Annotated in this window: 13 protein-coding genes; 2 read left to right on the top strand and 11 right to left on the bottom strand. The window is 39.0% G+C overall.

All coding sequences use genetic code 11. From position 1 onward, the window contains the following. Positions 1 to 30 precede the first annotated feature (30 nt). From V6C17_RS00685 to V6C17_RS00635, 11 genes are all read right to left on the bottom strand, one after another. A complete protein-coding gene (locus V6C17_RS00685; RefSeq protein WP_333520636.1) occupies positions 31 to 1,083 on the bottom strand; it encodes an AbrB family transcriptional regulator in 1,053 nt (350 codons plus the stop codon). 167 nt (positions 1,084 to 1,250) lie between these two features. Continuing rightward, positions 1,251 to 1,790 (bottom strand): 2-oxoacid:acceptor oxidoreductase family protein, encoded by a 540-nt coding sequence (locus V6C17_RS00680; RefSeq protein WP_333520635.1) that lies wholly within the window; start codon positions 1,788 to 1,790, stop codon positions 1,251 to 1,253. After that, positions 1,787 to 2,539 (bottom strand): thiamine pyrophosphate-dependent enzyme, encoded by a 753-nt coding sequence (locus tag V6C17_RS00675; protein ID WP_333520634.1) that lies wholly within the window; start codon positions 2,537 to 2,539, stop codon positions 1,787 to 1,789. Before V6C17_RS00675 ends, V6C17_RS00680 begins: the two co-directional genes overlap by 4 nt. Before the next feature lie 2 nt (positions 2,540 to 2,541). Continuing rightward, on the bottom strand, positions 2,542 to 3,612 hold the full coding sequence (gene vorB, locus V6C17_RS00670; protein ID WP_333520633.1) for a 3-methyl-2-oxobutanoate dehydrogenase subunit VorB: 1,071 nt from the start codon (positions 3,610 to 3,612) through the stop codon (positions 2,542 to 2,544). 17 nt (positions 3,613 to 3,629) lie between these two features. Continuing rightward, positions 3,630 to 3,833, bottom strand: a complete 204-nt coding sequence (locus tag V6C17_RS00665) for a 4Fe-4S binding protein (protein WP_333520632.1) — start codon at positions 3,831 to 3,833, stop codon at positions 3,630 to 3,632. Between the two features lie 14 nt (positions 3,834 to 3,847). Next, the gene (locus tag V6C17_RS00660) at positions 3,848 to 4,753 is read right to left on the bottom strand and encodes a phosphate acyltransferase (RefSeq protein WP_333520631.1); all 906 of its coding nucleotides are present in this window, start codon (positions 4,751 to 4,753) and stop codon (positions 3,848 to 3,850) included. 18 nt (positions 4,754 to 4,771) lie between these two features. Then, complete coding sequence (buk, locus tag V6C17_RS00655) at positions 4,772 to 5,842, bottom strand: butyrate kinase (RefSeq protein WP_333520630.1); 1,071 nt, start codon at positions 5,840 to 5,842, stop codon at positions 4,772 to 4,774. Between the two features lie 197 nt (positions 5,843 to 6,039). Beyond that, positions 6,040 to 6,813, bottom strand: coding sequence for an IclR family transcriptional regulator (locus tag V6C17_RS00650; RefSeq protein ID WP_333520629.1), 774 nt, complete (start codon positions 6,811 to 6,813; stop codon positions 6,040 to 6,042). Between the two features lie 171 nt (positions 6,814 to 6,984). Further along, complete coding sequence (rocF, locus tag V6C17_RS00645; RefSeq protein ID WP_333520628.1) at positions 6,985 to 7,929, bottom strand: arginase; 945 nt, start codon at positions 7,927 to 7,929, stop codon at positions 6,985 to 6,987. 183 nt (positions 7,930 to 8,112) lie between these two features. After that, positions 8,113 to 9,507: a sensor domain-containing diguanylate cyclase gene (locus tag V6C17_RS00640; protein ID WP_333520627.1), complete on the bottom strand. Its 1,395-nt coding sequence runs from the start codon at positions 9,505 to 9,507 to the stop codon at positions 8,113 to 8,115. An 88-nt stretch (positions 9,508 to 9,595) separates the two neighbouring features. Further along, positions 9,596 to 10,867 carry an amino acid permease gene (locus V6C17_RS00635; protein ID WP_333520626.1) on the bottom strand — a complete coding sequence of 424 codons (1,272 nt, stop codon included), beginning with the start codon at positions 10,865 to 10,867 and terminating at the stop codon, positions 9,596 to 9,598. Between the two features lie 119 nt (positions 10,868 to 10,986). Between V6C17_RS00635 and V6C17_RS00630 the strand changes: the two genes are divergently transcribed. Both V6C17_RS00630 and V6C17_RS00625 read left to right on the top strand, forming a co-directional pair. Next, entirely contained in the window at positions 10,987 to 11,880 is an 894-nt protein-coding gene (locus V6C17_RS00630) for a LysR family transcriptional regulator (RefSeq protein WP_333520625.1), read from the top strand. A gap of 255 nt (positions 11,881 to 12,135) precedes the next feature. Continuing rightward, positions 12,136 to 12,435 carry a hypothetical protein gene (locus tag V6C17_RS00625; protein WP_333520624.1) on the top strand — a complete coding sequence of 100 codons (300 nt, stop codon included), beginning with the start codon at positions 12,136 to 12,138 and terminating at the stop codon, positions 12,433 to 12,435. Positions 12,436 to 12,563: the final 128 nt, after the last annotated feature.

The raw sequence follows: 12,563 nt of genomic DNA, 5'->3' as shown, positions 1-12,563 counted from the left end.
AAAAAAGACCGTAACTCTACGGAGATACGGTCATAACGAAACATTCTTAAGAAATTTTTTAAGTAATAAAGGTACTATTATTAATATTACTAATAGCCGAAATAGCTGATATGCAACAATTATTGAAATATCAGCGTGGAGCTGCATTGCTGTAAGCCCCATCTCAGCCATTCCTCCCGGAGCCGTACTCAAAAAACCAGTTATAAGCGGCATCCTTCCTAAAAAGTTTAACAAATATCCTGCTGCCAAGGCAGTTGACACAATTGCCAACGAGCCACACACTGCATATGGCAAAAGCAGAGGATAATTACTAATACTGCTTATGTTAATTGAAGTGCCTAAGTAAACTCCGAAAACTATTTGGGCTGCAATAATTACTGCTGAAGGCAGTGCAGGTGCTTCAATGCCGGTAATTATAATTGTAAATCCTGTTGCAAGAATAGGCCCCAATAAATATGGTGTAGGTAATTTAGCGTATTTTGCTCCAAGTGCACTGACTACTACTATCAAGAAAAACATCAGAGCGCTCACAACTTCGGTAGATTCTCCCGATAGCTGCGGCTGAACAATTTGATTATGTAGGTTCTCCGTGCCTGCAAGACCATGAGTTGCTAGAAAAGGCACTGTAAAGATTACTGTCAGCAGACGTACAGTTTGTATGAAGGTTACAATTGTAACACTTGAACCGGCAATTTCTTCAGCTAAAACGACCATTTGGGAAAGTCCTCCCGGCACACTGCCCAATAATCCACTTGCCAAGCTAATACCAGTTTTTTTGTGCATAATATAACCAATGAACAGACTAGCGGCTATAGTTATTGTTGTAACTAGAACCATTAATGGAAGCTGCTCTATAATCTTTAAACCTGCATCTTGGGAAAAAGGTCTGCCAATAGCATATCCTAATATTACTAGTGATGTATTCCTCAGTTTCCTTGGACATTTTAATGATTTAGCCATAACAATTTTATAAGCTCCAACGGCTGTAAGCGAGCCTAACATCCATGGCAATGGTATATGTAAGTAATTAAAAATTAAAGCTCCCGATACAGCAATCAAAAAAGTCTCAAAAATATTTCTCATATTTTCACCTGTACTATAGAATACCTCCTATAGTACGCCTAATGTTTATATCAGTCAAGTTCTGCCCATTTACCCTGATTCTATTTTAAATACAAAGAAATGATAATGCTTAACTTAAAAATAAGTATGACCTAGTCTCTTACTAAAAGACTAGGTCATACTTATTTTTAACAGACACTATATTCAATTCCTTTATTAACGGCAGCTAGATTTAACTGACAAAGTTCAGGTTTTTTACTTCCTACAATGGTCTCCACAGCTTTCTTTATACTAATGTTATTAATTAAGTTTAAACTCGATAGTAAAGCTCCCAAACATACCATATTTGCCAAGTTTGCTTTACCTAAATCATTTGCAATTTCACTCGCCGGAACTCTAATTATAGTAATATCAGTTCGAGAAGCAGCTGCCTCGACAATCGAACTATTTACAACAAGTACCCCGCCAGGCTTAATAAGGGTAATAAACTTTTCATAGGACGGCTGATTAAGCACGATTCCGACATCCGCTGTATCAATGACAGGTGAGTTTATTTCTTCGTCGGATATTATTACCGAACAGTTTGCTGTTCCGCCTCTCATTTCCGGGCCATAGGATGGTATCCAGCATACTTGGCTGTCACTTAGCATTCCCGCATAAGCCATTACCTTGCCAATAAACATAACACCCTGTCCGCCAAATCCGGCAAGCAGAATCTTGTCTATCATATAGCTTCTACCTCCTTGTTTACTTTAAGTTCACCCATTTGATAAATTGGCAGCATATTTTGCTGCAGCCATTTGATACTTTCTACAGGCGATAATCCCCAGTTCGTCGGACACGTAGATAATACACTGACAAAAGCAAAACCTAAGCCTAATTGCTGAACCTGAAATGCTTTTTTAATCGCTTTCTTGGCAGCAATAATATTCTTTGGTGAATCTGCAGAAACTGCTGCAACGTAAGCCGCCCCATCCATCGTTGCGATTATTTTAGGTAGATCAATTGGATTTCCAAAGGCTGCTGAGTCACGGCCATATGGACTTGTTGTCGTCACTTGGCCACTCAAAGTTGTCGGTGCCATTTGCCCGCCAGTCATTCCAAAAACGGCATTATTAACCATAATTGAAGTAATCTTCTCGGATCTGGCCGCAACATGGATAGCGTGGGATGTACCTATCGCACTTATATCACCATCACCTTGATACGTAAAAACTAATTTATCAGGTAATGCCCGTTTAATACCTGTAGCTACGGCCTGTGCTCTGCCATGCGCCGCCCCAACAAAATCACAGCTGAAAAAATCCAAGGAAAACCCAGCACAGCCTACCGGGGCAACACCGATTGTATCCTCGATAATATTTAATTCGTCAAGTACCTCACCAATTAGCCGATGAATAATCCCATGTGTACAGCCCGGGCAATAGTGAAAAGGCAGTTCGGTAAGGCCTTTGGGTCTTGTAAATACTTTCTGCATTATTAGCCCTCCTCTGGAAGTTTTAGATTAAAGACTTGGCTGACATATTGGAATATTTCAGTTTCCGTAGGCAGCATTCCACCTTGCCTGTTATACAACTCTACTGGTATCTTGCAGTTAACAGCAAGTCTAATGTCTTCAACCATTTGACCGGCGTTCAGCTCAATAGCAACAATGCCTTTTACTGTGCTAATATGGCGTTTAAATGCATTTTCAGGAAATGGCCACAGACTAATTGGACGTATTAGACCCAACTTAATACCATGTTTTCGCGCATTTATCACTACGCTTTTAGCAATTCGTCCACAAGTTCCGTATCCTACCAGCAAATATTCAGCATCATCTGCCTGGTAACTTTCCCACCGCTGTTCTTCTTCCTTAATTTGTTTATATTTAGTCTGCCAGTACATACAGTTCGCTTCACCAATTTCGTTCGTTAACGCATAGCTGGCTATTTTCCTCTTATTCCTGCCGCGGCATCCATTAGTAACCCAGTCTTTCGCAGGCAAGTTTACAGCTGGTCTTTCTTTTAACTCAATAGGCTCCATCATTTGTCCCAAAAAACCATCTGCTAAAATGAGCACAGGATTACGATATTTATCCGCCAAATCAAACGCTTGCATCGTAAAATCGTACATTTCCTGCCCTTTGGATGGAGCTAGCACTATTAACCGATAATCACCGTGACCGCCACCCTTAGTGCATTGAAAGTAATCAGACTGAGCTGGACCTAGTCCACCTAGACCAGGACCACTTCGGTTAACATTAACAACAACAACTGGCAGTTCAGCTGCGGCAATATATGACAATCCTTCCTGCTTAAGACTAAAACCAGGACTTGACGAGGCTGTCATTACTCGTGCTCCTGTGGCAGCAGCACCATAGCACATATTTATCGAGGCAACTTCGTCCTCCCCCTGCAAAATAGTACCGCCCGCTTTAGGCATATTTTTGGACAGATATTCCATAATTTCGGTCGAAGGTGTTATAGGATAACCAAAAAACAGCTTACATCCTGAACGTATCGCCGCCTCGGCTATTGCTTCATTCCCTTTAATTAAAACTTTATCCATTAAGTCCACCCGCTTTCCTACTTTGATATTTCCAGGGCCAAATCAGGACACATAATTCCGCACAATGAGCATCCAGTACATTTGGATTCATCATTAGTCCTTACTGTGTAATAGCCTTTTTGGTTGGCCTTATCTCCGATTTCTAGAACCTTATTTGGACAAATAGCTATGCACAACCCACAGCTTTTGCAGTATTCGTGAAAGACTGTTACTTTTGCCATAATCATACCCTCCTTTAGCTTTGCCTTACGCTATATGCAAGACAAGCCAGCGCAATAGAATTAAGCTTACCTTCTGCATTTTCTGCTCTTGATGTCATTACTATCGGGTTAGTCGCTCCTAGTATTAACCCGGCCATCTTTCCGCCGCCAAAATAAATCAGAGCTTTACCAAGAACGTTTCCTGTTTCAATGCTAGGAACAAGCATTAAATCAACAACACCTGAAACTTTACTTTTAATATTTTTATGTTCGGCCGCCTCACGGCTTATGGCTACGTCAAGCGCAATTGGCCCTTCGACAATACCCTCTGGTAAATGCCCAGCCAGACTTAATTCAGTCAATTGTAATGCATCGACAGTAGCGGGCATTTTGGGATTCACCTCTTCGTTAGCAGTTAGAATTGCCACATTAGGCGTGATGCCCATAGAATTAAGTGCCAGCATTGCATTTACTAGAATATCTTTTTTTTCTGTTAGATTAGGAGATATATTCATACCGCCATCAGTTATAAATAGTAATTTTTCCCTATTGCCTAGTTCAAAGCATGCCAAGTGACTTAATAATCTTCCTGTGCGCAATCCCTGCTCTTTGTTGAGTACAGCTTTAAGAAACCCGCTGCTATTTATAAGACCTTTCATTAGAATTTGAGCATCGCCCCGATTTACCATAGCAACAGCTGTTTGTGCAGCCTGATCAATATCTGGTTCATGGATAATTGGTGTATCTTGTGGTAAACCCACTTCATTCATCAATGCCTTAATCTGTATACTGTCGCCAACTAAAATTGCCTTTACAATCCCGGCGTCTTGAGCGCTCTTTACTGCGGCAATAACCTCTTTATCCTGGGCCGCCGCAACACTTATAGTTAGCGGTCCAATTTCTTTTGCTTTTTCTAAAACTTGCTGATAGTTTTTAAACAACCTAGCCACCTCATTTATTTACACATATAATCTTGGCACTTCTTCGCCTCGAATTACTCTAACTGCCCCTAAGGCTAACGCTTCCAGCTCTTCTTCGCCCGGAATAACCACTACTGGAGCAATAAACTCGACACGCCTTCTAATATCAGCTACAATCCTTGCAGAGTAGGCAATGCCGCCTGTAATTATAATCCGGTCAACTTGGCCTGCTAGAACAGCAGCCATAGCTCCTATTTCCTTGGCTACCTGATAGCTTAGTGCTTGGAGTATCAGCTCTGCCTGGTCATTTCCTTGCTGGGCCATTGCTTCAACTTCGCGAATATCTTTAGTACCGAGATAGGCAAAAATGCCGCCAGATCCATTAAGTTTCTTCTTCAGTTCTTGATATGTATATTTACCTGAATAACAAAGTTTTGCTAACTGACTTGCTGGTAATCCACCGCAGCGATCTGGGGAAAATGGTCCTTCTTCCATTGCATTATTAACGTCAATCATTTTTCCTTGCTTATGTGGAGTAACAGAAACTCCTGTTCCTAGATGGGCAACAATGAAGTTTGCGTCTTCGTATTTCTTATTTAGTTCTGAGGCTGCTTTACGGGCCACTGCCTTCATATTAAGAGCATGTGATAAGCTTATACGCGGTAAGTCCGGCAGTCCTGAGATTCGAGCTACAGCATCCATTTCATCAACTGAAACGGGGTCAACGATATATGAAGGTATACTTAGCCGCTCGGCGATATTAAAAGCCATTACTGCCCCCAAATTCGAAGCATGTTCACCCCGCTCAGCAGCTTCCAAATCGTCTACCATTAACTGATTAACTATATAAGTACCACCAGAAAGCGGTTTTAGAAGACCACCACGACCTACAACGGCTTTTAGGCAGTTCAGTTGTATCTTCTTCTCATTAAGAATTGCCAGAATTAATTGAAGCCTGTATTGATACTGGTCAAATATCTGATTAAACTCCTGCAAATCACTTACAGAATGCTCAATTGTTTCTTTAAAAAGCTGTGCCCCATCGAATAAGGCAATTTTAGTCGAGGTTGCACCAGGATTTATTACTAATATAAACTCTTTATCTGCCATATAAGCCTCCGTATTTCACTCGATTTGTTCCACTCACCGGAACGTCGTTCCATTTATCTAGTTTAGTCTATTCACCAACTAGCCATATATTCCTCTTTGCTTACGCAGGTATCCATGTATACAGTTAATGTTATTGCAAAATAACTTTAACCAAAATAAAAAAGTCTAAGCGGAAGTATGCCGCCTAGACCTGTATCTTAACGTAATTTTGATGATATTAGCTTAGTGGTTTTAATAATTTCAGCTGCCAGCTCTTGAAAACGATCCGACTTTACCCTTGAAGTTGGTCCAGATAAACTAAGTGCCGCAATGGCATCACTGCCTCTGCCAAATATAGGACCAGCAATACAGGTTAGACCTAATTCTAATTCCTCATCATCGACAGCGTAGCCCTGTTTGCGGATTTCCGCCAGCTCAATTATTAATTTATCCCAGTCTGTTACTGTCTTATTTGTATACCCAGGCAGTTCGTTACCCAAAAATTTTTCAATATAGTGTTCCGGACTAAAAGCTAGTAAACATTTACCTACTGCCGAGCTGTGACATGGGGCGCTTGAGCCAATTGGAGGAGTTAAACTTAGCACTTGCTGACTTTCTACTTTATCGATAATTATATGTTTAGGGTAACCTTCTGCACTTTTATCCAAAACTGATATATGAACAACTTCTCGGTATTTTTCCGATAGTGCTTTAGCAAAAGGGTATGTAACACTTGTAAGATGAGATTTTTCTCGTATTAACATCCCTAAAGAATATAATTTCATCCCTAGCCAGTACTTCCCATTATCCGGATTTTGCTGAATAAAACCTTTGTTCTCAAGGGTATTGATTGTTCTGTAAACAGTACTCTTATACATTCCCAAATGAGTGCTTATTTGAGTAACACCCATTTCTTTGCCTTCCTGCTGCAGCAATAACAAGATATCGAGCGCTCGATCAACAGAATTTATAATTTCAGGTTCTTTGCTCATCAAAATCCCCTTACACTATTTTAATTAATATTATATAGGCTATTTTTTACATTAGTCTACTAAATCCTTTATATATATAATATTTCCAGCTTTTTTATTACTCATGTTCTTACTATACGGACTATTATAACTATAGCGAGAACATTAGTTCTCGCTATTACTTGTGGTTTATTAGATTTTTATACTAACATCTGGCTGACGAGCAAACACACCAAGTCCGACACTTGAATGTTCGCCTAAAAAAGCTGCGATTAAATTAACAGACGCTTGAGTAGTTTTTCCCTCTTTATCCAAGAGCGGATTAAGCTCAACAAATTCTGCAGAAGTAATACAGCCGCTTTGCTCAAGCAGTTTGATTGCAAGCATGCTGTCTTCGTAGCTGACACCGTCAGCTACCGGTGTACCGACACCCGGCATTGACGAAGGATCAATACCATCAATATCAAAACTCAAATGAATGCCGTCACACTTTTCTAAATGTTTCAGCGTCTGGCTGATTACATCTGCCATACCTAAACGATCGACATCCTCGGCAGTAAATACCTTAATTTTTTTGTCAGCGATTAAATCTGCTTCACCAGGATCAATATCACGAACCCCGATAAATACGATATTCTCAGGCTTTACTTTGACATTATTTCCGCCAATACTAACAAGCGTTTCATGTCCGATTCCCATGCTGACAGCTAATGGCATTCCATGTATATTTCCGCTTGGAGTAGTTTCAGGTGTATTGATATCGGCATGAGCGTCATACCAGATAACTCCAAGATTATTATAATGCTGGGCAACCCCTGCAATAGTACCGATGGCGATACTATGATCACCGCCGATAACGAGTGGGAAGCTATCTTCAGCAATTACGCTAGATACAGTTTGGGCAATCTTATCGCAAGCCGAAGCAATTGCTTTAAGATTTTTAACATTAGACTCATTGGTTCTAAAGTGACCGGTGGTAGTGATAGGAATATTTCCAAGATCATTAACATCTTGATTTATCGCTTCCAATCGGTCAAACAGACCCGCGGTACGAAGTGCGTCAGGCGCCAAATTTGTGCCATAGCGCGTTTGTCCCAACCACATCGGAGCGCCTATGATAGATATAGTTTTTTTCATATCACTTTTCACCACCCCTAAAAATATTTTATCAACGATTTTCTATTTTAACTGTTTTGTCCATTCTGTGCAATACTTTTAGAAAAAATAAAAAATGGGAATTTTAAAATTCCCATTTTTGAGTGTTAATTGTATTATCTTTCTTATATTTTATCAGCATCGTAACCACACTTATCAAATGCTTTAAGTCATACCTAATGCTTTTAAGTTTAACTTTCTTAATTTCTTACATTGATACATCCTGTTATCGGCTAATTTATATAATTCCTCAAAATTGGTTAGGCCCTCGGTACTGCAAGCACAGCCGATTGATAACGATACTGGATATTCAGGCCGCTTGCTATTAAAGGTTTTGATATTATTTTCTAATCTTATTACTAGTTCATTAGCAGTCCTTAAATCTTCTTGCGGCAAAATTACAACGAATTCATCACCGCCGACCCGAGCAATAACGTGCGAACTAAAAAAACTTAGTACAAGCAAATCTGCCGCACTTTTAATTAATTTGTCACCGGCTTGATGACCATAACTATCATTAACCTTTTTTAAACCGTCAATATCAATAGCTATAAGGCTCACAATATCCTTAATATCTCTTTTTTTATTTATGTAATTTTCAAAATAGCTGCGATTATATAATCCAGTAAGTACATCATGGTAACTTATATATTGCAGACGCTGTTCAACAGCAGTTCGCTCACTTATTTCATCATGCAAAAGTTTATTAGCCAAATTTAGTTCTTCCGTTTTCAATTGAAGATTTTTATTGGCAGTTGTCAATTTATAAAATAGCAGGTTGTAAGGCTCTCGCAAGCTTGTTTCTACTATAGCCATATATAAAAAATAATAAGATATAAGTTTAAATATATGACCAATCATGTTGGAAAGTCCATACATATTGACATAGCTTGTGAACGAAAGCTCAGTTGCTATTGTGGTTAGATAAGCAAAGATAAGCTTCCTATATACTTTAGCATGAAAGTGGTGCTTATTCTTGGCCAAGGCGAAAATGGCAAACACTAATATTGTAGATATTAAGTATTCACTATTTATTTTGAATGCAGTCAAGCCCTCATTATCAACAAAACATGTAGGAAAAGTCCGCCAATAGAAAACCATGCATAAAAGGTATAGCGATATTAGACTATATACAATAATAAGCGGATGCGGCTTAAATTTGCGATTAAGGAAAAAACCAGCGGCCATTAAGGCAATACTATCAATAAATCTGGCTATTAGCCACATTTGTGGTGCAAGATTTGTGCCGTATTGAGGAAAAACACCCATCCCTTGGTAAGCCAGAATATGCAACAAATCAAACATGCCAGAAAAAGCAAAAGATATACCTAAGAATAGAAAAAAGCCATTATCTAAAATTTTTCTAGTATTAATTACAATTAAAGCTATTGAACAACTAATAATTATTGTGAATAATTCCGCCAAAGTGTGGTATAGCAAATAGTTCAGTGAACTTATATAAACGCATACTGATATCACTCCTGCCCAAATCACCAATTCTTTGGGAGACATAAATTTATATAGGTATATACTAATTTTATTATGATATCTACTAGGCATTATTCATTCCCCCCAAGCAGGACTTTATACCTAGTTATTCTACAGATTATAACAAAACCCTACAAAAAATTCAGTTACTTTGTAAATATTATTTTTTACTAATGGTTTGCTTCTTAAAATACTTTAAGCACAAACCGACTCCGCCTAAAATAATAGGATACAAACCTACCCAGCTTGTAAAAGCATAAATTATAGTGCAGGTAATTAATGATACTAAGGCACAGTATCTTAATAATTTATTATCAAAAAAGAGCTTTACAGCTGCTGCCATTGCCAATATATATAGCGCAATAAATATAGAACTTGGCAGCTGCATAAGAAAGGCGATATTATAACTATTTGAATAACTAAATGCAATAACAATAAAGAAAACCAGCCCAAGAGCAAGTAGTACCCGATCTGGAGTTTTATACGTTGCATTAAGGTGTGAAAAATATTCCGGAAAGACACCACTTCTAGCTTGTGAATAAATCAGTCTGGAAAAACCTGCGACATATGTATGTATTGTGCCATAACACACTAAAAAGCCTATAATACCGGTAATAACTCCTGCCCACTTCCCCCAGCCATTTCCAATCATAGTTGCCAATGCCGCACCATTATTTGCTCCTAAATATGCACCCGTTCCAATTGTTACGAAGGCAACTCCAAAATACAATAAATTCACAACACCAAGAGCAGCCGCTAAACTACGCGGTATATCCTTAGCTGGATTCTTAAATTCCTCTGACAAATGTACAATCATTTCCCAGCCTACAAATGCCCAAAAGAGCATTGTCATTGCACTACCAACTGCCAACCATCCATTAGGGGCAAAGGGTATATAATTAGTCATTTCCACTTGCGGCAACGCTGCAATAACAACGACTAATAATATTACCGCTATCAAAATAATAACTCCAACTTGAACTTTCCCTGATAGCTGTATACCCCAATAATTAAAAAATATAGCTAAAACTAACATGCAAGCAGCGATAACATAGATCGCTTGGTCAGATAATGCAAATAAGCTCCCCAGATAATTTGCTCCTATTAGCGCCGCTACTGGCCCCCCGATAGGAACAGTCCCTAAAAAGAGCGTAGCAGTAGCAGCTCCAACTGTTTCCCCGAATGCACGCCTCGTATATGCCGCTATCCCACCTGCATCAGGGTATCTTGAACCTAAAATTCCCAAAACTGTCGTTAAAGGTATAGCCAAGAGCCCCATGAGGGCCCAACTTATCAAAGAAGCCGGACCAGAAATTTCCGCTGCAGCTACCGGCAATATCAGAATGCCTGAACCAAGAACTGCACCTATTGTCATAGCAGCACCCTGCTGCCAGCTAATTACCTTTTTTAAACTCAAAGTTTCATTTTCCATATACTCCTCCTATAAAAGCCTAGACTATATTTAGAAACTATAATAACATGTAAAATATAATTATTTAAATTGAATCTTTAGATTGGAACGATCAAAAATATCGAACAATTGGAGAAGGTATGGAATTTAGGCAATTAGAAACTTTTTGTACTATTGTTAAAACTGGGAGTTTTACGCAGGCGGCGGACTTACTAGGATATGCACAATCAAGCATAACCACTCAAATTAAGATGCTTGAAACAGAACTTGGCACTAAGTTGTTTGAACGCCTTGGCCGAAGAGTAATACTAACTAAACAAGGTGCCGAGTTTTTAACCTATGCAAAAAAAATTATTCATCTGGCTCAAGAAGCTAAGGATGCTGTTTCAGACTCATTAGTACCAAAAGGAACGTTAATAATCGGTGCCCCAGACTCACTTTGTGCCATCAGACTACCTAAAATGCTCCGCGAGTATCGCATGCGATATCCCCAGGTAGAGATCGTGCTTAAGACAGGGACTTGCAGCGACTTTCGCCGCTGGCTTAACAACAATACAGTAGATATTGCTTTTTTTCTTGATCGCAAACTTAATTACCCAGAATTAATTAGCAATGTTCTATATACTGAGCCTATGGTTATTATTAGCAGCCCTGATCACCCTTTGGTTAGTAAAGGTAAAATACAACCGGCTGATCTGCATAACCAATACTTAATCTTATCTGAACAAGGCTGCAGTTACCGGGCTATTTTAGATCAAATGCTCATAGATGCCCATGTGCGACCTGGACATATTTTAGAACTTGGAAGCATCGCCGCAATAAAGCAGTGTGCAATTAACGGCCTCGGCATAACGCTGCTATCAAAAACCGCCGTGACAGAAGAACTTACGAGCGGAGACTTGGCTGATCTAAATTGGAACGGACCAGACTTTGCTGTATTAAATCAAGTTGCTTATCATAAAGATAAATGGTTATCCCCAGCAATATCTGCTTTTTTACAGTTAGCTTACGAAAGTATCCAAAAAAACAGTTAAAAAAAAACGCCCTAATGGACGTTTAAAAATAAACAACATACTTACTTGATGTCTTAACTATTACAACTGCCAATGCTAAAATATAATATGTATGACTCATGTTCCCACCTCAATATTACTTTAACACTTGCAGCTGTTTAGAGCTATCGGTAATTTTTGTCTATAATTATGCTAATTCTGATAAATGCTCAATATAGTTGCACTAAGCAGTCTTTTACCTTATATTTAAAATAAGCGACTTTTTAAGGAGATAATATGAAGAATAAAGCCGAACTTCTAGAATTACTTAAGAATCTACCAGAAGATAAAGTACCTGCGGCAATCGAGTCAATAAAATCACTTTTGACTCCAGCTCCTCAAGAACCGCAGCCGGTAAAGACAGTTACGGAACAAGCTTTGCAAGAGTTGTTAACTGTGGTAATTGCGTCTCTCACGAATTCCCTCTACGATTTATCTGTTGAAAATGATAAGGCCGGAGCAAAAATAATAGCTAACCGTTTAGATTTTTCTCGCAAGAAAATTTTAGAAGCATGGGATGTATATAAGAAGAAATAATAGTCAGTACCCACCCGTAAAACGGGTGGCTTGATTACGCCCTATAAGGGCATGACACTAGCTGAGTCTCAAGACTCTCTGAAAAAGTCTACCAACCGCATAACCTTTTCAGTCAGCCCCTAAAGGGG

The organism is Dendrosporobacter sp. 1207_IL3150 (assembly GCF_036763085.1).
Classification (GTDB): domain Bacteria; phylum Bacillota; class Negativicutes; order DSM-1736; family Dendrosporobacteraceae; genus JBAIYU01.
The sequence above is the reverse complement of the archived record's forward strand: the minus strand, read 5'-3'. Positions and strand labels throughout refer to the sequence as shown.